This window comes from Pseudomonas sp. TWR2-1-1 (assembly GCF_049897045.1).
Taxonomy (GTDB): Bacteria; Pseudomonadota; Gammaproteobacteria; order Pseudomonadales; family Pseudomonadaceae; genus Aquipseudomonas; species Aquipseudomonas versuta.
In genome coordinates this window covers 401,265-426,214 of the sequence record NZ_JAFCVM010000003.1, presented here as the reverse complement: position 1 = coordinate 426,214, position 24,950 = coordinate 401,265, and the positions used below count along the sequence as shown (strand labels likewise).

Below are 24,950 nucleotides of genomic sequence, written 5' to 3'. Positions count from 1 at the left end.
GCCAGCACCTGAAAATAAAGGCGCCAGGCATGCGCCCGAAACGTCTCCTGGCGCAGTTCACCCGGCTACACTGGCAAAATGCCTAAAAAATATTATTTGCCGTTAAAACCTTCAAAAATATTGAATAGCATTGTCACACGACTGCTTTTAGTGGCGTTGTGTATTGTCATATTGGGTGCTGTCGTGCGCGAGTATGCGCTGACCAAGTTTCTGCATGAAGAATTGAGCGCAATTGTGGAAAAGCAACAGTTAGCGCTTGCCACTTATGTCGCTCATGATGTTGATAGAAAAATCACCCAGCGTCAGACGTTAATTCAGCATCTTGGCGTTTCGTTGCCCATTGATCTCATCGCCCAGCCTTCGAAGTTGCATGCTTGGCTCAAAGAGCATTACGAGTACCAGGTCTTGTTTTCTGCAGGATTATTCATCATCCGCCCGAACGGGCAGTTGCTCGCGGGTTATCCCGTCCACCAGGGACAGGCAATTGCTGATTATTCTGATCGTGATTATTTTCAGGCAGGGCGTGCGGGACATTCGCTTGTCGGGCGTCCCGAAATGAGTGGTGTCCCCCAGGAACCGACGTTACCCATATCGGTACCGATTCTTGACGAGGCCGGTAAAGTGCAGGCTGTTTTAGTCGGCTTTACCGCGCTGGCTGCGCCTGGTTTTATGGAATTGTTGCTTAAAAAAAACGTCGATAATCCCGTGGGCTGGGTAAAAATAGTCTTACCGAAAGATAAAGTACTGGTCACGTTTTCAGCGCTTGGCCTGACACTTAAATCAACACCCGCCCCGGGTATCAACGCCCTGTATGACAGAGCCATCGCGGGCTTTCGTGGTGCGGGGCTGACGATTAACTCAGAAGGCGTTGAAGTCGTATCGGCCATGGCATCTGTACCGAGTACGGGCTGGTTTGTTGTCGCCAGTTTACCAAGCAAAGAAGCGTTTTCATTAGTAGGTCGGGTTCAGATCTTTTTGATTAAGGGTGCAGTGGCGGCAATTTTCTTATTCGCGATCCTGTCATCGGCCGGGCTGTATATTGTCTTTCGTCATCTGTTTCATGCCGTCGCCCAGGCTGACCGCATGGCACGGGATGAAATACCGCTGGCGCCAATACCTGTTGTTTACAATGATGAAATTGGACATTTGATTGCGGCATTCAATCGCTTGCTGCTCAAACTGGATGAGAATCAGGCCGAACTAAAAAGAATTGCTCTTCATGACCCGCTCACAGGCTTACCCAATAGAGCCTATCTTGCTGCACGGCTGCGACAAGTGTTGGCGCTGGCAAAAAGACAACACACGGTTGTGGCGTTGTTATTCATGGATCTGGACGGCTTTAAATATATAAATGACACCTTGGGGCATGAAGCCGGCGACGAGGTTTTGCGCCAGGTCACGAAGCGTTTTTCCAGCATCATTCGGCAAAGCGATACATTGGCGCGGATCGGTGGCGATGAATTTATCGTGGTGGCAACTGAGCTTGGCGATAACGCAGAAGATACCGCACACACAATAGCGGCCAAATGCATTGACGCACTAAGTGCTCCTTTTTTTATTGCAGGAGAAGTTTGTGTGGTGGGCGTTTCGATCGGGATTGCCCTCGGCGGCGGGGACAGCTCTTCGGATGAGCTTCTTTTAGCGGCTGATCGGGTTTTGTACCAAGCCAAAAAAGCCGGGCGTGGTCGGTACATGGCCTGCCGTGTGTAAACGATTGCCGTTCATCGACGATACCCGAGCAGTCGTTCGTAAACGGCTATACCCCTGAATTTGAAGAGTGAGTTGTCCGTTGTTTATTTCTCTGGATGGGCCCAAGGGTACCGGCAAGACCACATTGTTGGAGGCCGTTACCAAAGTACTGAGGGCTGGCAACAAAAAAGTAATCCGGCTTTGCGAGAAAAAAAGCGATCCCTTCAGGGGCGAAACAATGACTCTGGTTAACCAGTTCGCCAGAGATCCTGGCCGGGATCTGGAGTTGCGGATTTGTGAGCGCCTTGCGGATAGCCGAAGCTGGATCTCCCGGCACGTGCTGACTAAACAGCCACCGGACAGCATCATCCTGATCGACCGCTGGTACCCGTCTGATGCCGCGTTTCGCCGGCTGGTACCGTTTGCAGAGATTTTACAGTGGAACCTTGACCGAAACGTGCGAGTGCCAGACCTGCATGTTGGGGTGGTTACGGATCCTGAGGTTTCATGGGCAAGGGCAGCGGCACGCACGCGCGGGTTGGGCAGTACGGTGATCCATAGCCTGGCAGAACATGACGCATGTAGCCGGGCGTTCGAGCAAGCGGTTGCAGATCACGGCTGGGTTTTATGCCGTAATGAAGGCGCGATCGAAGACGCAACGATGCAGGTGGTTTCCGAGATCTATAGTGCCTTGCAAGGCACCAGATGGAGCTGACTCGCTATTCATCTTTGCGCGTACGTTCAAACGCCTTTTGGCGAGCAAACATAGGGCGCGGTGCGTTTGAGTACTGCCTTGCACGGTATAAACATGTGCCTTCAGCAAACCTGGAACCGTGCCGATAACACACTGAAATCTCGAAGATTGTAGTTTTACGCTTGCTTGAAAACTGGAGGATCCGCCATGCCCCGTAATATCGCACGCTCAACGTTCGTATCAGTCGGCTGCGCAGAGTGCCGAAATCTGGATGGGCTGGGGTTCGATTTCATAATGGCGTTCCAGCCAATCGTTAACGTAAGAACGCACACTACCTTTGCCTACGAAGCCCTTGTACGCGGAGTGAACGGGGAGTCGGCGGCAAGCATTCTGGATCAGGTCAATGATGAAAACCGATACCGCTTTGATCAAGCATGCCGAGTCAAGGCCATCGAGAGAGCGACGCAATTAGGTCTACTGACCATTGCAGACTGCAAGCTCAGCATCAATTTTTTGCCAAATGCTGTGTATCGAGCCGAGACCTGCATTCGAGCCACTCTAGAGGCGGCCAGGCTATTTGGCTTTCCTCCAGAGAAACTAATGTTTGAAGTGACCGAAGGTGAGCGTGTCGATGACCCTATGCATCTAAAGAGGATTTTCGAAGAGTATGAGCGCCAAGGGTTTACTACCTCTATCGACGATTTCGGCTCGGGTTACTCAGGGCTGAATTTATTGGCAATGTTTCAACCGCACGTACTGAAAATTGATATGGCACTTACCAGAAATATCGATAGAGATCCGGTTAGAACGGCAATTGTTGAAGGCATCGTGTTACTCGCAAAACGTTTGGATATAACGATTGTGGCCGAAGGCATTGAGACTTCTGAGGAGCGTGATGCACTGCTCGGTTTAGGGGTTGATCTTATGCAGGGATACCTCTTTGCCAGACCTGATACGTCCCGACTGCCACTTGCGAATTTTTCCTGACGCAGAGACTTGCCCTGTTTTCGATATTCAAACGGATCAGGATCTCAATAAAAAAGAGGTGTGACGACCTGAGCCTGGTGGAGTATTCAGAGCCCATGTTTACCGATTTGCTTTCAAAAAGCGGCGGTCATGATCGGCGCTCGGAAGCTGGACGGAGTCATATCGTCCGAAAAGCCGGTAACGATTCAGGGCAATTTTGTTGTACATCCAGTCTCGCATTCCTGCCGGGACGACTCGAGCAGCTTTCAGCCAGCGCCAGGGTGCATCCAGGCGACTCAAAATCTCGAACATCGCCTCAGAACGTATGGACACCTTATTGTTTGAGATAAGAACAATGGTGTTGAACTCGTCCAGAGGTAGCCCGCTCCACTTCAACAGCTCTTGGCCTTCCGGCGACTGAACCGCAGCGAGCTGAATTCGACAAGCATGGTCATAGTGGATAATGAATCGCGCCCAGCCGTTGCAGAGCTTGCAGGTGCCGTCGAAGAGCACTGCTGTGTCGCCCGATTTCAGGAACGGGGCAGGGGATCCGGTTTCCACTGTCAGCTTTTCAACGTGGACTGCGGGGACCTCACAACGGTTATCGAAACAGCGACGGGCACCCTCTGGGTGAGGTAACCACGCCAAATGGGGACGTAAGCGGCAGAAAAGGCGATAACCGAATTCAAGCGGCGGGCGCAACACCCTCCACGTCAATGGCGTAGCCCAGAAACCCAGGCCGGCGGCACGCCAGCTCCACAGGGTGGCATCCAGGCCGGTTAACCAGCGCCCATCAGCGAAACGGGCGTGCAGCGAGAACTGCATCTGCTCGAACGTCAACCCGAGTGCCCCGGCGTCGAATGCACCGCTGCTGATGTCCACAAACAGCAGTCGTTCCTTTGCGGCCCGCCCTTGCAGGAACTTGATTTCGCGCGCACACAGAGGGCATTCACCGTCAAAATACAGCGTCAGCGGCCAATTCACTTTCTTGTACATTAGCCGTTCTCTCCACTTTATCTGCAGGAAGCCAATCGCGAGCCCGGACTAAGTAAATAGCCCTTTTCTGGCTCAGCACTTGGCAGGTTTGCTACGCCGGCAGCGCTCGGAACAATAACGGACTTCCTCCCAGCTGCGCGCCCATTTCTTCCTCCATAGGAAGGGAAGGCCGCAGGTCATGCAAGTTTTGACCGGGAGTTCACTCTTTTTCAAAATGACTCACCGTTATCTAATTTAGCGAGCAACAATTGACCACGTTGCCAGAGCGCTTGCTGCTTTGATTCAGGCATTCGGTCGAGGTTTTTATACAGCATGCCCATACGGTGATTGCTGCGCAGGCGCTCGCTGTGACGTATCAGGAAGTGCCAATACAGAGCGTTGAAAGGGCAGGCGTCATCTGTGGTGCTTTCGCTCACCTTGTACGCGCAGCCACGACAATAATCGGACATGCGTTTGATGTACTGGCCGCTCGCACAGTAAGGCTTGGACCCCATGTAGCCGCCGTCTGCATGCATGACCATACCAAGTGTGTTGGGCAACTCCACCCAGTCGAACGCGTCCATGTAGATGGCCAGGTACCACTCACATATTAGACTCGGTGCGATACCTGCGAGCAGAGCGAAATTGCCGGTAACCATTAGCCGTTGGATGTGATGGGCGTAGGCGTGCTTAAGGCTTTGGTTGATGGCCTGGCGCATGCAGTTCATCTTCGTTTCGCCTGTCCAGTAGAACTCTGGAAGCGACCTTGTGTTGCTGAATTCATTTCCGTCGGCATATTCAGGCATCTTCAGCCAGTAGACGCCTCGGACGTATTCTCGCCAGCCGATCAGTTGACGAATGAAGCCTTCGGCCGCGTTCAGTGCAACGCTGCCAGACCAGTAGGCTGACTCCACATCGCTGCAAAGCTGACGAAGGTCCAGGAGGCCAATATTGAGCGCGGCGCTGATCCTTGCATGAAACAGAAAAGGCTCTTCGCTGGCCATTGCGTCTTGGTAGTCACCGAACGCCGCAAGGCCCCAGTCGAGGAAGTATTCCCACAGGGCCCGGGCGTCTGAGTGGGTCACCGGGTAGTCGAATGTGTCGAGGGCGCCATAGTGGCTGGTGAAGTGTTTGGCAACCAACGCAAGGACATCCTGGGTTATGGCGTCTGGCGTAAATCGGGCGGGGGCCGGGGGCCTCACGCCCTTGGGCAGGGCTTTGCGATTTTCCGCATCAAAGTTCCAAGCGCCTCCTACGGGGCTGCCGTCACCATTAAGTAGTAATCGGCTCTTGCGACGCATCTCACGGTAAAAGAACTCCATGCGCAGCTGCTTCTTGCCTTTCGCCCAGCTGGAGAACTCTGTGCGTGTGCAGAGAAAACGACTATCGCAATGCCACTGGATCGCTAGGCCACAGTCCTTGAGTGACTGCTCCAGGCGCCAGTCTCCGCACTCTGTGATGTGTATTTCATCTGGTTGCATGAGTGCCTGCCAACGCCGTAACTCGCTCGGCAACGATCCAGTATTTTCTGGATCATCGAGCCTGACGTATTGCACACGAATTCCACGCTGCTGCAGAGCCTCTGCGAAATGGCGCATTGCGCTAAAAATCAGGGTGATTTTTTGCGGATGGTGAGGGACATGGCTGGCTTCCTCCATCACCTCGGCCAACAGCACCGTATCGCTTTGGGGATCCAGTCCATGCAATGAGGCGAGATTGAAAGATAGCTGGTCACCCAGGACGAGGAGTAGCCGGCGGGTCATGTTCATCAACAGAGTCCAGTGATTTCGAAATCGAGCAACAAAACCTATACACATAAATAGTATTGCACAGGTAATTGTTAGCCCGTTTGAGGGGTAACGTCAGTGTTTTTCTGCTGTCAGCAAACCTGTCCCGTATAAGGGATTTTGATACCAGAGGTAAGCTCACCTTAGGCAACGACATCGTCCTACGACTACGAGGCGCTCTGGAAACGACGAGCTGACGAGATTTTGAGCGCACAGCCATTGGCTGAAGAAGGCTGCAATGAAGCTTTGGTCGGGGCAGGGCAGACAGGGTTTCATTTACAGTTGCCGGCCTTGCGATATCCCGCCGCCTGCGCTTCAGATTCTGACGTGAAGGAAACCTGATTCTTTTCGGACACCTGACTATAACTAGGGCACCCCATAGAGAGGTGATAGACCTGACTCTTTCGGTTGCCAATGATCGGGCCGAGTCCGGTCGCGCTTGCCAAGTTTGGCAGGGTTGCTACTGGCGGAGGATTAACAGGAATGGCGCTAACTACCCCATCACCGACCGCCTTATACCCTTGCAACCATCGACGCTCGCCAGTTACAAATGGATTGGAGTGCCCCATGATTGCTGCAATGCGTCGATCGCGCTCTTTCTCCCAAGACGAAACCGGGTACTGCTTGTCCCAAGCCATCAGTAACTGTTGTTGCTGACGTGACATGCTCAGTTTGTATCTGTCGAACATATAAAAGGTTGTCCTCGCGACCAGCCCTTTGACCTCGTCACGCGGCTCCGCGGCGCGTTGAGTGAAATCGACACGCGTCTTGCATTGCCCATACTGCGGCGCTACCCCGGAAGCCATCCCGTAATTGAAATTGCTGCGGTCGCCATTCACCTCACCAACTGATGGGTATAGGTTGAACAGATCAGCTTCCATGGCTCGGAATACCGGATCATCATCGACGCAATGCTCTCGACCTCCCTTCTGCCAACATTGACGTTGGTTACCGAATGTCCAGGCCGGCACTATGTGTTCCCATTCAGTCCGTTGCGCGCGGCTCTGTTGTTTCCTGGTTTGATAGCCGCAGGACTCAGCATCAATCCGGCCACCCGACTTACCTACCCATGTCCATTTGCAGCCACAATACAGCTCGCCCATGGAGCTGTTCGCCTGGTCGAGGTAGATTTTCTGTTTTGCGATGACCTTAGCTTCGGAAAAGGACGATGGAGGGCTTGAGAAGGCGGGGGTGATTACTGAGAGGGTCAGCGCTACTACGCAAAGCAGTTTTTTCATTGGAAAGCTTAAGCAATTGAGAAGATGCGCAGTATACGCATGACTCCATGGTTGCCGATGAAGAGGGCATATTGAAGTCGCTCACATCATGAGAAAGTAGGGGAGCCGCTGTGTGCGGTCAGGTTGTCGTGAACCGAGCGCCCATGTCTCGCCGTATCTCGGCCCTGCGGGCGTCCATCCTTCCTCCTAGGAGTCATGTGTCGATGAGCGTATGCAGGTCTCATGGCGTAAAGCGGGCGCATCACTCCATTTCTCAGTTTAGGTAGGCAACGCTAAGCAGCCACTGAGTTTCTGTCAGGACAATCGTGGAAACAGTGCGAGCGCATTGTCATGCAGGATTCTTTGCCGCAGGGCAGGCTTGAGCAGCGGTGTGTTGTCGAGTGTTTCGGCGAGTTTCAACACGGCTGCTTCCGGCGTAAAGGGCCAATCGCTGCCGTAAAGCAACCTGGCCGGATCGGCGATTTGCAACAGCAATTCCAACTGACGCGGTACAGGGAAACCTGCCAGGTCGAAATGCAGCTTGCGCAGCAGCCCGAACACATGCTCGGAATCCAGCGGCTCTGGCAAACCGATCACCGGCGAGGCTTCAATGATTCGGTCGATCAACAGCGGCATTGTGGCGCCGGCGTGCGGGATGATCAGGCGGATGTTGGGAAATTTATCCAGTGTGCCTTTGAGAATCATATTGGTGACCGCTCGGCTGGTCTCGAACATGAATTCGATCATCGGCGCGGGATAACCCATGGTCAGGCTATGACAGCAGGGGCAGTTCGGCGAAGTCGGATGGATAAACAGCACCGCTTTGCGACGGTTGAGTTCGGCGAAGATCGGATCGAGGCGTTCGTCACCTGGATATATACCATGCAGATTGCTCTCGATGACGATACCGTCTGCGTTCAGAACGTCCATGGCGTATTCGAGCTCACGCAGCGCACCGTCGATATCCGGTAACGGCAGCGAGGCGAACAATCCGAATCTGGCTGGATGATCGCGTACCACCTGCGCGCCTTCTTCGTTGACGGCTCTGCACAGCGAACGTGCTTTAGCATCATCGCCAAAATGCACGCCGGGTGATGAGATTGACAACATTGCTGTGGCAATGCCGCAACGATCCATTGTATCCAGCGCCTTCGACACGCTCCAGTCAGGTAGCGCAGGCATACCGTCAGGCTTCGAGTGTCCAGCTTCAATAGCTTCCTTGCGATAACGATCGGGCAGGTAGTGAGCGTGCACGTCAATGCGCCGCATCTTTACGTTGGCGCCTGCGGGGCGTGAGTCTTCGACAGCATCATCGGGCAAAGTCATAGGTTGTCTCCTTTGAATCAAGCAGTGGTTTCATTTGCTTGCAAGGTGATTGAAAGCAATTGTGTTCTTGATAGCTTTTCCAGTAATGCGCGGACAACGACCGTTCGCTGAGCCGAACTATAGTCGCCCCACGTATTGATGCTCACTGATGCTGGTCAGAAAAGTGTGAGGATGGGAGAGCAAGGAGCTGATTTCATGGGAAACGGTCTTTTATGGAAGCGCGACCGCGAACTAGTGGCAATGAACAGCTTATGAACCTATCTGTCTTATTACGCGATTTAACAGAGCAGGTCGTTTCGCTGTGTGTTGCGTTTCAGTTCATACCTTTGACACCCGCTTTTCTTAGGCCTGTGAGTTTAATTCGTCGCCTCGAATGAAAAATCGATGTTGCTCGTCTTAGTCCGCACCCTGTTGCAAATAATTTGTTACACATTGAGCGATCCAATCAAGCCGGAGATCTGTTTTTCACCTTTGAAGCAAACTCAATTAAGCTCAGCAGCAAAATTGAAAGAGACGCCAAAAAATGGAATTTCCTGGGTTAACTCGGCAGTTGCTAATTGACCCTGAGCTTTGGAGTATGACTCGATCAGGTGCACGGGCTGGTCGAGGTTTTCGGTATCAAGACGCAGTAACTGCTTGGCTTGCCTCATTGGCGTGGAGTGGCGAAGCCTCTTGGACGCGGCTCATTCCGGAAGGTGTCGACGACCTTACCTTGCACGGACCTGAGCTTGAGTTTAGAGCCCAGCTCAAGGCCAGGCATGATCCTCAGGGTGTCTTCTCCCAATCTGAGACGGCAAAACACCTTGCCAAAAGCGCTAAGGATCTCCCGCTCGACTGGCGTGAATCCAATCGGGTGAGACTAGCACTGGTGCTAGAACGACCGCTTGAGGGTATTCAACCTACAGGTTGGATCGTAACGCTTGCGGAAAGTGGCCAAGTTCTGACGAAATTCGAAAAGCTTTTGGCAGAGGCATTAGGGCAACCCGAGAGTGGTATCGTCGAGGCTTTACTAGCGCGCACCCACTTGGTGATTGAGCCCGACCCGCTAGATCGTGGCTGCACTGCTCTCTCCAGTACATCACTAACGCCTGCGGGTGTGCGGCTGGTTCTCCAACAACTTCGCGAACAGGCTGGGAAAGCATCTGATTCCAACTACTTAGCATCGAGCGACAAGCCAGATACGTTGGGTCGCAGCGATGTACAGATGCGTATCGATGGAGTTCAAGGGATTATTGATCCTATCGGCTACGTTGCTTTGACTGCTGGCCTAGCTGAGATTGCAAACTTCAGCGAACCGATGCCATCTGGTGCCTTCTATCGAGGTGTCAACGTAGTTCCGGGGCACGTTGGTGCTGGTCTAGTATTCGCTAGACCGGAGTTGATGGCAGACATTTTAACCGGCCTTGAGGCAAAGCGATTTGCTTTGATCGCGGGACCTTCTGGTGCGGGAAAATCAGCTCTTGCCTGGTTGTCCGCTCACCATACGCGGCATGCAGTGCGTTGGTACCGCATTCGGGAGTTGCAGGTTTCCGACGTAGCAAAACTCATTCAGCTCGCCAAACTATTAGAAGCGAGTCCTGCGCGCCCCGTAGGCTTCGTTGTTGACGATGTGGGCCGGCAGGAGACGTCGGGTTGGGACTCGCTCGTTCGGGAGGTAGAGGCTCAGGCAGGTCTGCTTGCCATTGGAACGGTGAGAGAGGAGGACATCTTTCTTTTGTCATCCGCGGCTCGTACTCCGACGATCCGGCCCAAGCTGGATGAGAGTCTGGCATTCGGAATATGGAAAGCTCTGCAAACGTCCGGCTCAGTGGTTTTCAGTCACTGGCAAGAGCCATTTGAGCTAAGTAACGGTTTGCTTCTCGAGTACACCCACTTACTAACTGCCGGGGAGCGGCTAGAGGAGACGATTCGTGAGCAGGTGCGTCGTCGTCTTGCTGAAGACCGGGGCGATGAGCTGATGATTCTAAGGACCATCTCCTTCGCTGCTGCTCAAGGGGCAGCTGTAGACCCAGTTCGGCTTCGAATACTTTCTGGAATGGATGAGCCTCGCTTTGCAAAGTTGCTTCAGCGACTGGTCGATGAGCATGCGGTGCGTGCCAGGCCTGATGGGGCACTCATGGGGCTGCACGAGATCCGCTCGACATATCTTGACGTAGCCATCCGTGAGCTTCTCGGTGAAGCTAGAAGTCGGGCAGTCACAGCGGCAGCTGAAACCCTTGCGAGCGATACTTTCGCGGCGTTCATCGTTCGGGTGCTGCGACGATGGCCTGAAGAGGAAAAAGCCATTTTGGAGGGGCTCGTCGCTCGGCTAAAGACAGAAGACGGGCGGTGCTGGACGCCAGTTCTTCATGGCCTCGGACTCGCAACCGCGGATCGAGTTGCAGAAAAATGGTTGGAAATTTCTCGTTCAGTAGATATTGATGACCGCTTAAGCGGGTTCACTTTTATGTTCACTCTCGCGAGCGTGGATTTCGGCGACGAACCGTTGTTCGCCAAACCGAAGATAGCGCATGACTCCTTCTCGAAAGTCGATGTCGTAGATCTTCGTAATACTTTGATCAAAATGGCAGCAAGCGCTTGGCCTGCCCAATTAAGTGTTAGCGAGGCAGCCGAGCTGGCAGCGACTTTATTACCAATTGTCGGTTGCAAATCACCGCCGTCTATCAAGTGCATTCCAAGTGGAGACTTGACTAATACCTCCTTGGAAGAGCTTCTAGCTCTTCTAATCACTTTAAGAGAAGTAGATTTAGATGCTGCACGAGCTGTAATTGAGATGTGCGGAGGCACGTCCGCTCTAATAAATCGCTTGTACAGTGAGACACCTTGGGTAACTTGCCCTGAAATCGGGGAGTTTGATGGCAAGCTCAGTGTGACTGGGTACGTTCGTTTCGTTCATTCTGAGGTTCAGTCAGATCTGAATGAGGAGGTCGTACGTTTATGCACGGCCATGAGCGCTGTGGTGCCTGATGCCGAGCTCCTTATTTCAGACGCGATTTTCTGCGACGGCCATCCCGTAGGGTATGGTGCGCACTCTCATAACACCAAACGGATGCCTCGCCATGCAGTCATAGCCCCGAAACGAATTGCCTGGAACCAGGCTCAAATTCGAGCGATCAACCGATTGGTAGCTGCGCCCACCGAGACCCAGCGCACAACGGAGTTAGCTGTTGCTATCAATGAACTTGGAGTCAAGCTGAGGGAGGCGGGGGATTTCTACTGTCGGATGGAAACCCCGGGAGCGAAGTGGAAAATGTTTCTGCAGATTCGAGACTGGCTAACAACGTTCATTCAACCTCCGAGTGTTAGTGAATCAATCGCTGGACCTCTATCACCAGGTAAGTCGAGTGATAGTGACAAACTTCATGACTTTGTTACCGGTTTGCAGCGACTGATGACCGAACTCACTGACGGAGTTTCGGAAAAGCCGAACCTTATGGCTGCCCGGACAGCTAGCTTAGTGCGCGATGCGGAGTTATTACTTCGCCCAGAGTTATGGCGCATGACCAGCGAGCCTCCCCTAGAAATGTTGGTTCAAATAGCCGAGACGCTTCGGCAGATACGCGCGGTACTTGCCGACGCTGCTATGAATCCGGATCAGCGCCTTGTTTCTGCAAGCCGCTTCCGTACGATGAGTCGTCGCCACTCAGTTCTACGTCGCGCTGCGGAAGATGCGTTTCAAAGGGCTGATTCATTGACATCCGCTCGCCGAGAACAGATGCGGCTCGCTATGGCGGACAAAGGGTTTGACGTCGAAGTGTATTCGCGTAGACAGCCTAAAAGCAGTGGAGCTCAATGGCCTGATGCTGAGTTTGCTGTTCTCTTGAAGGTAGAGGCGCTTCTTGATTGGTTAACCACGGAAGAGTCTTTCTCCGCAATGGCAGCTGCACTGCCGCACCACGCAACGATTAGCTATGGAGCGGTAATCAATGGATGCTTATCTCCTATGGGCATGACCTTCATACTTTCGTTATTTCCTGATGCTACGTTCGCTGACAATTGGAAAGATAGCTTACCGTACCCTCCGATAGTTGATGATGATTTGAGACTCTATGATGATGCACTGGATGCCATCAGTGCTATGTCGGCAGCTTGCGCAGAATCAGGACGTGACATGAATGCCAAAGAGCTCGAATTTGTAACTAACATGATGGAACGATGCCGACACAGTATGGAGTGCATTGCGACGAAACTAGAAAACACTATAGATGATGTGCTTATCGACGCCGCAGGTTCTCTTGGTCGTGTATTCAGTCGCTTTCAGAATGAGCTTGAAAATGAAGTGGACGTAAGAGTAGCTTCTGATTTATCAGCCGGTCTACGCGGAACTATGACGGATCTGATGCATGACGTTTTATGCAATCGCTTAGCCCTTATGGAGCGTGCTGCATTGCGATAAGGTGACGTTAGAGGTTATTCGCTTTCTCTTTTGATTGCACTGTAGATTAGTATCGCTGATACGATAGCTTTTATTTTATTATTAGGCAGGCTGTGTCATGGAAGTAGTTTCTATTTTATCAGGTGCTGTCAAGTCCGTAGTGGTTCGGGTCTTTAAGCCTGCACTTGAGCTCGCCGAGAGAATTCTTTTTGAAGAGGCGTATAAGGCTTCAACCGAGCACCACATCTATCGAATGCTAAAGGTAGAAAAACCTGAGAAATTCTCATGCGGGATTAATTGCGATGTGATTTGGCAAACCTATTTCTTAAGACGAAAGCTTACAAGCCCTGCGTTAAGAGTATCCTCGTATGATGGTGCCGAATTCAACAAAATTGTGTTGTGTGTAACAGCGTTCGCTAATACTACGCGGTATCAGGATGTTGTAACTCTGTATGATGTAGGCGACGTCATGGTTCAAACCGCGCTACCGAGCATTCCTCTTCGAGATTTGAAGTGGGCAGATGATGGTCGTAGTGTTCGCCGGCCTTATAATAATTACCAAGTAAGAATACTTCACGCTGAGAGGGCTGATGGGGCGCCGCTTCCATCACTTCCCATAACAGGTCAGAAATTTACCCCGATGGATAATCTGTTACCTTTGATAGGGCGGGCGCAAGGTGACGTCGAAAAGTGGGGCGAAATCTACAATTTAGAATTCATTCATACAGTCAAACAGGAGGCGACTATGGATGCTGCCAACCGCTATGCGTACACGGCAGGGAAATTAGGGCAGCTAAAGTATTGGTTCTTTAGTTCTAAAGTCTTGATTGATCTAAAATTCTGGAAAAGGAACGTATTCACAGGGAGGGAGGTCTGGCTTGCGTACGCGGCCTTTGTCGAAAAAAATAAATCTTTGGATAAATTTGATAGTAACTAAACAGCGACGCGCCGCAAGCTTCAAGAAGAGCGCTATAATATTCAGTCAATAGAAATACTATCATTCAACAATTGTAGTCGACCACGTCTGCGCAGGAGAGTGGTCGCCCAGTCGAACCGCAGAAACCGGAATTGTCCCGAAGCGCATCGTAAATGGTAGTTCTCTTATGCTTCTGGAGCTTTATAGAGGTTTTTCGCGTAACGCGGAAAAAGAGTATTACGTGGCGACGCTGCGTGATAGCATTGTGCTATTATTCTGAATGTGGCCGATTAAGCTAAGTGAAGACAAATAGCGGCATGAATACAGATAGATGATTAGAAACATACGGTTTCGAGCTAGATTCAAGGAAATTTAGATTTGCGTATGTAATCGTGTCACATCGCTCTGAAATTTCTTGAGCTCTCAATGAATAGATCTATCTTGCGACTCTTTTTTTGATTTTGGTTTCGAGAGACTTAATCGTACCTTGGATAGCTAATGATTTTTTTGGAGGGGGAATAGATGAATTTTATTTACTGCGATCACGGATTGATAGTCGAATGGTTGAAAAAAAACCCACAGCTACCGCTGCAATTAAAAGACTATTGGACACTGGTCGTCAACCGGTATACAGCCCTGCTCATATTGAAGAGTTAGCCGTTCCTGTGCAAAGGAGTGCTCTTCCTGAAAAGATTGTTATGGAAGAGATGAGGGCACTATCTCAACTTACGAAAAATTTCGAAATACTTCCAAACTCTCGAAAAGGTTTACGTGAAATACACTCTGAAGGTAGGTTTGGCGTCTTTATATATAAAGAAAATCCTAGGCAGTGCTACAAAAGAGTTACGAAGGATTATGAATTACTTAATAACATTGCCGAAAGTGGGCAAAAATCATTTTCAACTAACGCTAATCAAGAAGCGAATGGTCGGGTGCCTGGTACCGTAAATCGTTACAACCCCCAACAAATCTTACAACAAGACACTGTAAAGCGAAGCATCCTCTCTGAGTATTCTGGGATATTTCATAATGGTCGTGCTTATGCAGAAAGAGTGACAGGAGTTTTAAAGCAGTCACCATTTGTTGATGTTTTCGACCCCAAGGATTGTATCGAACTTTTGAAAAGTAATCATGACGCCGTTCAAGCAATGATAGAGTCAGTTATAAAATGTTTGATTCGGGAAAGGTATTATCCAGATCCCGTAAAAAAATACCGTTCGGAGATGCACGATATTAGCCATGCGGTTTATGCGTCTTACTTTGATTTGTACGTGATAGAAGATGAAAAGTCTCGCGAGAAATGCAAAGCTGCTTATGAGTTTCTAGGGGTGCGGACCAAGGTGTTATCCCCAGTTGAAGTCATAGAGGCTCTATGATCTATTCGATCGCCTAAATGGTGTTAACAGTTATTATTAGGGATCATATGCGTTGATCCTATATACAAGGTTTTGAGTTGCAAGTTAGGGGTGAAGTACGCCTGCGGCGCATCCAGTTTGATGGTCGTGGCGTAGTACTGCGTGGCACCCAATTGACCTAGCAGGTCGTGCAGCTGTTGCAGGGCCTGTTCCGGTTTTTTGCCCAGACAAGGCGGACCGTCCAGAGCGATGCTGACGCCTTCCTCGCTCATAGATAAGCAACCAGACGGGCAAAGGCCGTCCAGGAGGCACTCAGCATAGATTATCGGGCAAACGCTGGAGGGGGAATGCGTTGACGGTGGTGTTCAATGTCTGGCTTTTGCAGCGCCTCTTTTAGGCGCTGGGCAGGCCCTTCAAGTTCGAACGGTGAGGCGAGGCTAACAGCAAGCATTAACGCATCGGGGCGTTTCTGCTTACCGTCCATAATTTCAGCGAGACTACTTGCCGACTGGGAGTGTTGATTCATCGTTATGGCCTTCGAACTGTGCATCAGATTGGATGCTAGCACGGGATATGCAACCAAAAGCATTTTAGCTATGCCGATTCGGGCGACCAGATTATCGGCCTGACGGCCGCTTTGGAGCCAGATGGCGTAACCGTCCAGTAATGCCAGAATCGCTTCAAAGTGGCAGGCCAGGATGGCCTCATCGATATCCAGCTCCCGGCTTTTAGCATAGGTGTAGAAAGCCTGGATCGCACGCAGGTGCGCTGAGGCAGTGTTGTATGCACGATGTCTGAGCTTGAGCTGGACGTAGATGAATGGCACTAGCTTGGGCAATGGCGCCGCCAGACCATCCTGCACAAGCAGTGGCACGCGCTGACCTGACGAGAAACGACACTGAATCAGCTTCATTGGCAGCCACCTCATTCAATGACTCACCATGAACACAAAGTACATGGCCCGTTGAGAGATTGGACGTCAGAAGCGAGTTTGTCGAATCAGTACCTTATGAACCTCATGAACATTTCTAACATGGCATCTGGTTTAACATAATATACATTATGCGAATCTACGTATTAGGGATTCAGGGTCAGTGGAGGTCAGATTTCAATAGCCGCATTGATGGATTTTCCATTCCAGTGCTCGTATGCATTTTGTTGTGCAATCACCAGGCACTGACCTTGGCCATCAGCGGCAACAATCAGTCCGCAACTGTTGGACCAGTTCGCGCTGCATCCAGCGCATTTCCATCCACCCGATTTGCCGCCATGGTTCGCAAGCAACACCATCATCTGATGTGTCGCCGCGTAATCTGAAGTTCCCGGCTTAGCGCTGTATATCCCGTCTCTGAAATTCTATGGCTGGATTGCATTTCGTCAGCACAGATTGTCAAAGCTATTTTCCGGGACTCAATAGTTAAACGTTCGCCGTCATTTCCAACACTGATAACCATCAGCATTGAAAGCCAATCCACCAATCATTAAACCCGCGCTGGCAGCCAGCCTCAGTGGCGCATCTGCGATGGTTTTCATCCCGGTGCCATGGGCTGATTCTTGCAAACATGTCAGCCGTGGATCTTCGGGACTCATGGCCAGATGCACGGCTGCTTCCAGCCATAGCTGGTAGCGACCACTCGGGAAAGATCAGGAACTGGGCACCCCTGGACGCAGCCAAAGCCATGATTTTGAAGGGTGCTGATCTATGCAGGCCGGGATGTCCAGAGCGATAGCGACACACTGCGCTATAGCGGCTGTGAGTGACATGGACACCCCTGAAACGCTGTGATCTGGTTATGTACGCTTAAAGCATTATTCATACTCGGCACTGCAAATATGACCTGATTACGGCAACAATCATCCTGAATTTCAAGATAGTAACCGGCAAGAATTAAGGAACGCCCTCGCCTGTATTTATATGCTATTTAATTATAACTAAACTAAAGAACTATTTAGTATAGTTATAATAATCCCCTTAATGAGTCCTATCCGTCATTCAACCCCCCGCTTCGCAAACAGTCACATCTAACCTTTGCGCACATCAGAGACTGACCGAAGAACACTGCGCCACGCAAAGCAGCCATGAATCCGGATCAAACACCTTCGCCCGTATCCCCATCTCAATGGCCCTTCAACGCGCTTGCCAGCCCTTGCCCAGCCTGTATCTCGACCATTGGCAAACTGACAATTTGTCGCAGGGCGTACTTTTTTGTTAAAGTTGCAGAACTAACCGTTTAGTACATAGATTTTTATGGCTTCTGCCGGTTGCCTCGCCCGGGTCCTTCAGGCACTTGGCGCTGCAAAGGCTTCCCCGCCACTCTGTAACGCAAACAGCTATACCTATATAGGCTGTTTGCCCTCCCCCACACACGTTCATGCATCAGTAGGGTCATGCACCATGATTAACTCTCAACCTTCGGCTCCCGCAAGCCGCTGGCCCGTTTGGGTCGCAGCACTTGGCGTGCTGGTTTTCGGATTGTTTTTTGTAGCTGGCGGCGGCTATCTCGCTACCCTTGGCGGCAGCCTGTACTTCCTGCTGGCCGGTCTCGGAATGATTGCCGCGTCGGTATTAATGTTCAAACAACGCCTTTGGGGTGCATGGCTGTTCGCCGCCGTGATGGTTGCGTCGATCGTCTGGGCTCTGCTGGATGCAGGATGGGTGTTCTGGCCACTGGTTTCGCGACTGTTTGCCCTGGCCGTGCTGAGCCTGGTGGTGGCGCTGGCTTATCCTTCACTGCGCAAAGCCAACGGCCTTGGCGGTAACGGTGGTTATGCACTGGGCGCGGTACTGGCAGTGGCCATCGCTGGCGGTTTCTGGGGGATGTTCCTGCCACACGCCTCGGTGTCCCCAACCGGTGACGGACCGGGCCTGACCAAGGTCGATCCGGCCAACGCGCAGAAAGACTGGGCACACTACGGGAATGACGAAGGTGGCAGCCGCTTTGCCGCACTGGATCAGATCAACCGCAGCAACGTTTCCAAGCTGGTGCCTGCCTGGACTTACCACACTGGCGACGTTGCGATCAGCGACGGCAATGGCGCAGAAGACCAGATGACCCCGCTGCAAGTGGGCGACAAGGTGTTTATCTGCACCCCGCACAACAACCTCATCGCTCTGGATGCTGACACCGGCAAAGAGCTGTGGAAGAACAACATCAATGCCAAGTCGGCTGTCTGGCAGCGTTGCCGTGGCCTGGCTTACTTTGATGCCAGCGCCCCGGTTGCCCTGCCAACTGATGGCAGCACCCCTGCCATGCCCGTGACCGTTGCCCCCGGCGCTGCCTGCCAGCGTCGTCTGCTGACCAACACCATCGATGCGCGCCTGATTGCTGTGGATGCTGACACCGGCAAGCTCTGCCAAGACTTCGGTACCAATGGCCAGGTTGATCTCAAAGCCGGCCTGGGCAATGTGCCCGACTCCTTTTATCAGCTGTCGTCGGCGCCATTGATGGCGGGCACCACAGTCGTGGTTGGCGGCCGGGTAGCCGATAACGTGCAGACCGACATGCCTGGCGGTGTGATCCGTGGTTTTGACGTGGTAACCGGCGCCATGCGCTGGGCGTTCGACCCCGGCAACCCGCAAGACAAACAAGCTCCGGCAGACGGTCAGACCTACGTTCGCAGCACGCCCAACAGCTGGGCGCCCATGTCTTATGACCCGCTGATGAACACCATCTTCTTGCCAATGGGCAGCTCGTCCACCGATATCTATGGTGTGGAGCGTACGGCACTGAATCACAAGTACGGCGCTTCGGTGCTGGCTCTGAACGCTACTACTGGCGATGAAAAGTGGGTCTACCAGACCGTTCACAACGACCTGTGGGACTTTGACCTGCCAATGCAGCCAAGCCTGATCGACTTTGCCAAGCCTGACGGCAGCAAGGTCCCGGCGCTGGTGATCGGCACCAAGGCCGGGCAGATTTTTGTCCTGGACCGCCATACTGGCCAGCCGCTGACCAAAGTTGAAGAAGTGCCGGTCAAGGCTTCCAACATTCCGAACGAACCTTATTCGCTGACCCAGCCAAAATCGGTGGGCATGCCACAGATTGGCGCGCAAAAACTGACTGAGTCGGACATGTGGGGCGCAACCCCGTTCGATCAGATGCTGTGCCGTATCTCGTTCAAGAAAATGCGCTACGACGGCCTGTTTACCGCACCCGGCACCGATGTATCGCTGAGCTTTCCGGGATCACTGGGCGGCATGAACTGGGGTGGTCTGTCGACTGACCCGGTGCACGGCTTTATCTTCGTCAACGACATGCGTCTGGGGCTGTGGATCCAGATGGTGCCCCAGCCAAAAGAAGCGGTTGCCAACGCCGGCGGTGAAGCACTGAACACCGGCATGGGCGCAGTACCGCTCAAAGGCACGCCGTATGCCGTGAACAAGAACCGCTTCCTGTCCATAGCCGGTATCCCGTGCCAGGCTCCGCCTTTCGGCACCCTGACTGCCATCGACATGAAGACCCAGAAAATAGCCTGGCAAGTACCGGTCGGTACGGTTCAGGACACCGGTCCGCTGGGTGTCAAGATGCACCTGCCACTGCCAATTGGCATGCCGACCCTGGGCGGTACGCTGTCCACCCAAGGCGGTCTGATTTTCATCGCCGGCACTCAGGACTATTACCTGCGTGCGTTCAATTCGGCCAATGGTGAAGAAGCCTGGAAAGCCCGCTTGCCAGTCGGCAGCCAGGGTGGCCCGATGACTTTCGTCTCGCCGAGAACCGGCAAGCAGTACGTCGTGATCACCGCCAGCGGTGCTCGCCAGTCAGCCGACCGCGGTGACTACGTAATCGCCTACGCGCTGCCTGACAAAGAGTAAAAAAGCCCTGTAGGAGCGAGCTTGCTCGCGAGCCTTTCGCAGCAGCGAGGAGCTCGCGAGCAAGCTCGCTCCTACAGATTAAGCCTTGCTAAGCAGCACTCTTTTCACCCGTCGATCTTCAACTTCTACTACTGTCAGGTTCCACCCTTCCCACGTCAGGCTGTCGCCAATCACCGGCAGACGATCCAGCAGGCTCATGACCATTCCGGCCAGTGTCTGATAGTCATCCGTAGCCCGGGCAGGGAAACCGGTGTGCAAAGCTATCTGACTCAGATTCAAGGCACCGCTGACCAGATAACCGTCCTCCTGGGCCACAATGTTCGGGCCTTCGATTTCGCTGGCGTCCGGTAACTCACCCGCAATCGACTCCAGAATATCGGTCATGGTCAGAAGCCCCATGAAGTCACCGAACTCGTTGATCACAAAAGCGATGTGGGTGGACTCTTTGCGCATCTGTTCCAGTGCATTGAGGATCGAAAAACTGTCCAGCAAGTTGATGGTATTGCGGGCCATGGCCTCAAGGTCAGGCTGATGCCCGGCCAGCAACTCTTTCAACAGCTCTTTCTTGTGCACAAAGCCCAACGGTTCATCAATACGCCCTGCCCTGATCACCGGCATTCGGGAGTACGACGAGTGCATCAGCTTCGTGCGAATACTCTCGGCTGAGTCCGTGAGATCGATGTAGTCAATCTCGGTGCGCGGGGTCATGACTGTACGAATCGGCCGCTCGGCCAGTTGCAGAACGCCACTGATCATGATGCGTTCGCGACGATGGAACACCTCTTCACTGGCACCGCCTTCGAGCATGTCAGCGATTTCCTCGCCGACTTCATCAGCACTCAACGTGCGCCCACCCAGCAATCGCATCACGGCATGGGCGGTCCGCTCACGCATCGGACGCAGACCTTGCAGGCTGCGTTTGCGTCGTGCACGGGCAATCTGGTTGAACACCTCGATCAAAATCGAGAAACCGATGGCGGCGTACAGGTAGCCTTTTGGAATGTGGAAGCCAAGGCCTTCAGCGGTAAGGCTGAAACCGATCATCATCAAAAAGCCCAGGCACAGCATGATCACGGTGGGGTGACTGTTGACGAAACGGGTCAGCGGCTTGCTGGCAATGATCATCAGGCCAATGGAGATCACCACCGCGATCATCATCACGGACAAATGCTCGACCATGCCCACTGCAGTAATCACCGCATCCAGCGAGAACACCGCGTCCAACACCACAATTTGCGCAACGATTGGCCAGAACATGGCATAGACCGCGTTGGATGCGCGTTCTGCCACATGCCCCTCAAGCCGTTCGTGCAGTTCCATGGTGGCCTTGAACAGCAGGAACAGACCACCAAACAGCATGATCAGGTCGCGGCCCGAAAAGGATTTTTCAAACACCTCGAACAGAGGCTCGGTCAGCGTCACCATCCACGAGATACTTGCCAGCAGGCCCAGTCGCATTAATAGCGCCAGGGTCAGACCGATAACCCGGGCACGGTCGCGCTGCTCGGGGGGCAGTTTGTCCGCCAGGATGGCAATGAACACCAGGTTGTCGATGCCCAGCACCAACTCCAGCACAATCAAGGTCAGCAGGCCTAGCCAGGCCGTAGGATCAGCAATCCATTCCATAATGCTTACTCGCGCTCTTGAAGGGTCGGGGATAACGGGAAAGCTGCGCGCACGTCAATCACCTGGCGGACAGGGGCCACAGGGATTATCGGGCAGGCAGACAGACGCAAGACACGGGCTATGCCGGTCAGGCTGGAAACACTGGAGAGATGGGGCAAACACTCAGCAACAGAGGCTGAAAAAAAACGGGTCGCTGCCAGAACGCAGCAACTGGGAGGCTCCATAAGGGTGTTCATATAAACCTTTGGCAAATTGGGGACGCAATCCTACAGCGCAATCAGTGTTTCTGACTAACAGACTTATTACAAAATTTAACTGAGTAATCAGGTACGGCCTACTTGGCCAGCAAGGTCTAGAGTAGTTCGTCAATGGGTTCACAACGGATACACCACTTATGAACGTCCTGGTACGAGCTGCCCGCGCCGAAGATGCCGCTGCCATCAGCAAGGTGATTATCGCGGCACTTCGCGAGTCAAATGCCCTGGACTACCCGCCCGAAGTCATCGCGCAGGTGGCGCAAAACTTTGCTGCGCCGCAGGTTTTGGCGTTAATGAGCCAGCGTCAAGTCTATGTGGCAATCCATGATCAGGTTGTGGTCGGCACTGCAAGCCTGGACCAGCAGGTGATTCGCAGTGTGTTCGTCGCACCGCAGCAGCAGGGCAAGGGAATTGGCAGGCTGCTCATGGCCAGGATCGAGTCCGTTGCCGCCACTCACGGCCTGAAAGAGTTAAGGGTGCCCTCTTCGATCACCGCCGAGGGTTTTTACGCCCTCCTTGGTTTTCAAAAAGTACGCGACGAATTCCACGGCGCCGAACGCACCGTCATCATGCTCAAGCACCTGACGCCATAGCTCGTTGTGCCTGCTCTGCAAACCATTGCATGACCCGCGAACATGCCGGGTGTGCCGCAGCCAGTGGTTGCGGGCACAAGGAGTAATTACCGCCGGTTTTCAACGCCTCGCCAAACGGGATGACCAGCACCCCGCGCTGGATCGATTCTTCGGCCAGGGTCATGTCCGTCACTGCAACCCCCAGCCCGCGGGCCGCAGCATCAAGTGCCAGCTCATCAAGGTTGAACGGGATGTGACGATAGGTCTCCAGAGGCTTGCCGCCATTGGCTGATAACCAGTAGATCCATGCCTGTTTGTCGGCGGAACGGTGCAGCAATGTAAAACGGCCAAGGTCTTCCACTGACGTCAACGGCCCCACCCCCGGGGCACAAACCGGTACCAGCGCTTCATCGAACAGGACCAGGCAGGCTGGGTCGCTGGAGGGCTCTGGCAGATAAAGGATAAAGGCATCGCTGTCGCTGGCCGGCTCCACTATCTCGGTGGCAACGGTTTCGATCGACAGGGCAACGTCCGGGTGTTGCAAGTAGAAATCACTGAGCTTGGGCAACAACCAGCGCACGGCGAGCGAGACGTGCATTCGGATGCGGAACGGACGCTTTTGAGGTGAGAGCCGGTCTTGCAGCGCACGCAATTGCTCAAGGATAGTGCGCGCGCTGCCCAGCACCTGCTCGCCTTCAGCGGTCAAGCGTACGTTGCGGCTGTTTCTGGCAAACAGCGGTACACCGAAGTGGCCTTCCAGTTGCTGGATCTTTCGACTGACCGCACTTTGGGTCAGACACAGTGCCTGCGCCGCGAGCGTGAAACTGCCCGAATCAGCGACCGCAACCAACGCCTGCAGGCCCTGTAAAGAAGGTACGTGGCTAATTGTATCCATGCGTTTTCAGAATCGATCAATGAATTTATAACGTTGGTTATATCACCGTGTTCGTCATAAATTCCAGCTATAGAGGGCGCCCGCTGCTAACAACCATGCCATTAGCGCATGCATTGACCTGAGGCGCCGCAACCGTCAAATGAGGTGAAGCGTGAAAAATCAATGTGGCTGGATTGCCCTGGCTGGAACTTCCCCGGGCCGCGATCACCTCAAGGCCTCGGAAAAGGCTGACTGGTTGATTATTGGCGCCGGCATCACCGGGCTGAGTGCCGCACACTCACTGGCTGAAATGCACCCTGAAGCAAGGATTGTCATTGTTGACCGCCAGCGCGCCGCCCAGGGCGCCTCTGCACGCAATTCCGGCTACGCGGTGACTCACGAAAACCCTGGAGATGACGAACTGATCGGGCATAGCGGCTTCGCGGGTTTTGAAGTCGACTCGGCAATTGGTCGCGCCGCCGGTGAAGAAGTGCGCAAGCGCATTAGCCGTCATGGCATTGAGTGCGAATACCGCGACTCGGGCTACTACTTCGCGGTCAATGATCCGGCCAAACTGAACCATGTCGAAGCCAAGCTCAAAACCCTGACTGCGGTGGGCGCCTCGGCGCAGTTTCTGGAAGGCGAGCAACTCGCCCGCACGCTCGGTACCCGGCACTACCGGGCGGCCATCTGGTGCGGCAATGGCAACGCCCTGCTGCAGCCGGCGAAGTATGTCAAAGGCCTGCTGGATGCACTGCCCGCCAATGTCACGGTCTTTGAGAACACCGAGATCACCGGTCTGGAGCAAGTGAAAGGTGGCGGCATTCGTGCCAATGGCACGCAGGGCAGCATCGAAGCGAAACAGGTTCTGGTGTGCCTGAATGCCTTCATTCCTCGCGCTGGGATCGACAACAGCGCGACCTTCCCCATGGAGCTCAGCGCGAGCCTGACACGCCCGCTGACTGATCAGGAATATGCCGCCATCGGCAGTGTCGAGCCCTGGGGCGTCCTGTCTACCCGCCCGCTTGGCGCGACCGTAAGGCTGACCCCGGATCGCCGGGTGATGATCCGCAACACCGCTGAATACCGCACCAAAGATTTGTCGGACAGCGATCTGCTGCAGCGACGCAAACACCATGCCTTGGGTTTGCAACGCCGCTTCCCGGGGCTGAGCGAGCACGATATCCACTACACCTGGACCGGCCACTTGAGCGCTACACGCAGCGGCCAGCCTTACTTTGCCAAGGTCCAGGACGGCGTGTATGCCGTGGCCGGGTGCAATGGTTCCGGGGTGGCACGCGGCACCCTGTGGGGCCGTTTGCTGGCCGAGATGGCTTGCGGCGCCAACTCTCCCCTGTTGCAGTCAGTGATGGACCGGGCCCGACCGGGCTGGCTGCCACCGCGCCCATTCTTTGACATCGGCGCGGTACTTCGTATGCGCATCGAAGCGGTCAGGGCCAAAACCGAAATCTGAACCCACCGCGGCAAAAAAAACAAAAGCTCCT

At 53.4% G+C, this 24,950-nt stretch carries 17 protein-coding genes and 3 pseudogenes; 9 read left to right on the top strand and 11 right to left on the bottom strand.

Going from position 1 to position 24,950, the window contains the following annotated elements:
• Nucleotides 1-78: 78 nt before the first annotated feature.
• The 3 genes from ACP7BO_RS10120 to ACP7BO_RS10110 all read left to right on the top strand — a co-directional run bounded on the left by ACP7BO_RS10120 (nt 79) and on the right by ACP7BO_RS10110 (nt 3,370).
• Complete coding sequence (locus ACP7BO_RS10120; protein ID WP_426210028.1) at nt 79-1,710, top strand: diguanylate cyclase domain-containing protein; 1,632 nt, start codon at nt 79-81, stop codon at nt 1,708-1,710.
• Nucleotides 1,711-1,777: 67 nt separating this feature from the next.
• Nucleotides 1,778-2,404, top strand: a complete 627-nt coding sequence (locus tag ACP7BO_RS10115; protein WP_426210026.1) for a dTMP kinase — start codon at nt 1,778-1,780, stop codon at nt 2,402-2,404.
• 186 nt (nt 2,405-2,590) lie between these two features.
• Complete coding sequence (locus ACP7BO_RS10110) at nt 2,591-3,370, top strand: EAL domain-containing protein (RefSeq protein WP_426210024.1); 780 nt, start codon at nt 2,591-2,593, stop codon at nt 3,368-3,370.
• A 99-nt stretch (nt 3,371-3,469) separates the two neighbouring features.
• On the opposite strand, the gene ACP7BO_RS10105 is transcribed toward ACP7BO_RS10110, so the two are convergent.
• From ACP7BO_RS10105 to ACP7BO_RS10080, 6 genes and pseudogenes are all read right to left on the bottom strand, one after another.
• Nucleotides 3,470-3,916 carry a thiol-disulfide oxidoreductase DCC family protein gene (locus ACP7BO_RS10105; protein WP_426210364.1) on the bottom strand — a complete coding sequence of 149 codons (447 nt, stop codon included), beginning with the start codon at nt 3,914-3,916 and terminating at the stop codon, nt 3,470-3,472.
• Nucleotides 3,917-3,937: 21 nt separating this feature from the next.
• A pseudogene (locus ACP7BO_RS10100) lies at nt 3,938-4,345 on the bottom strand (thiol-disulfide oxidoreductase DCC family protein); the annotation flags it as partial.
• Nucleotides 4,346-4,417: 72 nt separating this feature from the next.
• Nucleotides 4,418-4,558, bottom strand: a complete 141-nt coding sequence (locus tag ACP7BO_RS10095; RefSeq protein ID WP_073510173.1) for a DUF2256 domain-containing protein — start codon at nt 4,556-4,558, stop codon at nt 4,418-4,420.
• Complete coding sequence (locus tag ACP7BO_RS10090; RefSeq protein WP_426210022.1) at nt 4,555-6,093, bottom strand: cryptochrome/photolyase family protein; 1,539 nt, start codon at nt 6,091-6,093, stop codon at nt 4,555-4,557. The genes ACP7BO_RS10095 and ACP7BO_RS10090 overlap by 4 nt, the downstream gene beginning before the upstream one ends.
• 290 nt (nt 6,094-6,383) lie before the next feature.
• Nucleotides 6,384-7,349: an endonuclease gene (locus ACP7BO_RS10085; protein WP_426210020.1), complete on the bottom strand. Its 966-nt coding sequence runs from the start codon at nt 7,347-7,349 to the stop codon at nt 6,384-6,386.
• A gap of 294 nt (nt 7,350-7,643) precedes the next feature.
• A complete protein-coding gene (locus ACP7BO_RS10080; RefSeq protein WP_426210018.1) occupies nt 7,644-8,654 on the bottom strand; it encodes an amidohydrolase family protein in 1,011 nt (336 codons plus the stop codon).
• Nucleotides 8,655-9,366: 712 nt separating this feature from the next.
• Between ACP7BO_RS10080 and ACP7BO_RS10075 the strand changes: the two genes are divergently transcribed.
• The 3 genes from ACP7BO_RS10075 (at nt 9,367) to ACP7BO_RS10065 (ending at nt 15,321) form a co-directional block, all read left to right on the top strand.
• Nucleotides 9,367-13,050, top strand: coding sequence for a hypothetical protein (locus tag ACP7BO_RS10075; protein WP_426210016.1), 3,684 nt, complete (start codon nt 9,367-9,369; stop codon nt 13,048-13,050).
• A 97-nt stretch (nt 13,051-13,147) separates the two neighbouring features.
• Nucleotides 13,148-13,966 (top strand): hypothetical protein, encoded by an 819-nt coding sequence (locus ACP7BO_RS10070; RefSeq protein WP_426210014.1) that lies wholly within the window; start codon nt 13,148-13,150, stop codon nt 13,964-13,966.
• A gap of 539 nt (nt 13,967-14,505) precedes the next feature.
• Nucleotides 14,506-15,321: a hypothetical protein gene (locus tag ACP7BO_RS10065; protein WP_426210012.1), complete on the top strand. Its 816-nt coding sequence runs from the start codon at nt 14,506-14,508 to the stop codon at nt 15,319-15,321.
• Nucleotides 15,322-15,386: 65 nt separating this feature from the next.
• Here ACP7BO_RS10065 and ACP7BO_RS10060 read toward each other — a convergent pair.
• The 3 genes and pseudogenes from ACP7BO_RS10060 to ACP7BO_RS10050 form a co-directional block, all read right to left on the bottom strand.
• Nucleotides 15,387-15,569 (bottom strand): annotated as a pseudogene (locus ACP7BO_RS10060) (hypothetical protein); the annotation flags it as partial.
• A 311-nt stretch (nt 15,570-15,880) separates the two neighbouring features.
• Nucleotides 15,881-16,213 (bottom strand): annotated as a pseudogene (locus ACP7BO_RS10055) (site-specific integrase); the annotation flags it as partial.
• A gap of 188 nt (nt 16,214-16,401) precedes the next feature.
• Nucleotides 16,402-16,593 carry a hypothetical protein gene (locus ACP7BO_RS10050; RefSeq protein ID WP_426210010.1) on the bottom strand — a complete coding sequence of 64 codons (192 nt, stop codon included), beginning with the start codon at nt 16,591-16,593 and terminating at the stop codon, nt 16,402-16,404.
• Between the two features lie 1,102 nt (nt 16,594-17,695).
• Here ACP7BO_RS10050 and ACP7BO_RS10045 point away from each other — a divergent pair.
• Nucleotides 17,696-20,116 carry a glucose/quinate/shikimate family membrane-bound PQQ-dependent dehydrogenase gene (locus ACP7BO_RS10045; protein WP_426210008.1) on the top strand — a complete coding sequence of 807 codons (2,421 nt, stop codon included), beginning with the start codon at nt 17,696-17,698 and terminating at the stop codon, nt 20,114-20,116.
• A gap of 78 nt (nt 20,117-20,194) precedes the next feature.
• On the opposite strand, the gene ACP7BO_RS10040 is transcribed toward ACP7BO_RS10045, so the two are convergent.
• The gene (locus tag ACP7BO_RS10040; protein ID WP_397456813.1) at nt 20,195-21,742 is read right to left on the bottom strand and encodes a TerC family protein; all 1,548 of its coding nucleotides are present in this window, start codon (nt 21,740-21,742) and stop codon (nt 20,195-20,197) included.
• Nucleotides 21,743-22,136: 394 nt separating this feature from the next.
• Here ACP7BO_RS10040 and ACP7BO_RS10035 point away from each other — a divergent pair, with 394 nt between their 5' ends.
• The gene (locus ACP7BO_RS10035; RefSeq protein WP_426210006.1) at nt 22,137-22,592 is read left to right on the top strand and encodes a GNAT family N-acetyltransferase; all 456 of its coding nucleotides are present in this window, start codon (nt 22,137-22,139) and stop codon (nt 22,590-22,592) included.
• Here the strand turns inward: ACP7BO_RS10035 and ACP7BO_RS10030 are convergent.
• Complete coding sequence (locus ACP7BO_RS10030; protein WP_426210004.1) at nt 22,573-23,466, bottom strand: LysR substrate-binding domain-containing protein; 894 nt, start codon at nt 23,464-23,466, stop codon at nt 22,573-22,575. The two genes, ACP7BO_RS10035 and ACP7BO_RS10030, sit on opposite strands and share 20 nt — an antisense overlap.
• 151 nt (nt 23,467-23,617) lie before the next feature.
• On the opposite strand from ACP7BO_RS10030, the gene ACP7BO_RS10025 reads away from it, so the two are divergent.
• On the top strand, nt 23,618-24,919 hold the full coding sequence (locus ACP7BO_RS10025) for an NAD(P)/FAD-dependent oxidoreductase (RefSeq protein WP_426210002.1): 1,302 nt from the start codon (nt 23,618-23,620) through the stop codon (nt 24,917-24,919).
• Nucleotides 24,920-24,950 lie beyond the last annotated feature (31 nt).

What these genes read in the sequence shown, in the direction of transcription:
- ACP7BO_RS10050 (WP_426210010.1), bottom strand. Translation starts at nt 16,593, where the DNA reads ATGATGGTGTTGCTTGCGAACCATGGCGGCAAATCGGGTGGATGGAAA.
- ACP7BO_RS10110 (WP_426210024.1), top strand. Translation starts at nt 2,591, where the DNA reads ATGCCCCGTAATATCGCACGCTCAACGTTCGTATCAGTCGGCTGCGCA.
- ACP7BO_RS10090 (WP_426210022.1), bottom strand. Translation starts at nt 6,093, where the DNA reads ATGAACATGACCCGCCGGCTACTCCTCGTCCTGGGTGACCAGCTATCT.
- ACP7BO_RS10085 (WP_426210020.1), bottom strand. Translation starts at nt 7,349, where the DNA reads ATGAAAAAACTGCTTTGCGTAGTAGCGCTGACCCTCTCAGTAATCACC.
- ACP7BO_RS10065 (WP_426210012.1), top strand. Translation starts at nt 14,506, where the DNA reads ATGGTTGAAAAAAAACCCACAGCTACCGCTGCAATTAAAAGACTATTG.
- ACP7BO_RS10030 (WP_426210004.1), bottom strand. Translation starts at nt 23,466, where the DNA reads ATGGATACAATTAGCCACGTACCTTCTTTACAGGGCCTGCAGGCGTTG.
- ACP7BO_RS10120 (WP_426210028.1), top strand. Translation starts at nt 79, where the DNA reads ATGCCTAAAAAATATTATTTGCCGTTAAAACCTTCAAAAATATTGAAT.
- ACP7BO_RS10040 (WP_397456813.1), bottom strand. Translation starts at nt 21,742, where the DNA reads ATGGAATGGATTGCTGATCCTACGGCCTGGCTAGGCCTGCTGACCTTG.
- ACP7BO_RS10080 (WP_426210018.1), bottom strand. Translation starts at nt 8,654, where the DNA reads ATGACTTTGCCCGATGATGCTGTCGAAGACTCACGCCCCGCAGGCGCC.
- ACP7BO_RS10045 (WP_426210008.1), top strand. Translation starts at nt 17,696, where the DNA reads ATGATTAACTCTCAACCTTCGGCTCCCGCAAGCCGCTGGCCCGTTTGG.
- ACP7BO_RS10070 (WP_426210014.1), top strand. Translation starts at nt 13,148, where the DNA reads ATGGAAGTAGTTTCTATTTTATCAGGTGCTGTCAAGTCCGTAGTGGTT.
- ACP7BO_RS10035 (WP_426210006.1), top strand. Translation starts at nt 22,137, where the DNA reads ATGAACGTCCTGGTACGAGCTGCCCGCGCCGAAGATGCCGCTGCCATC.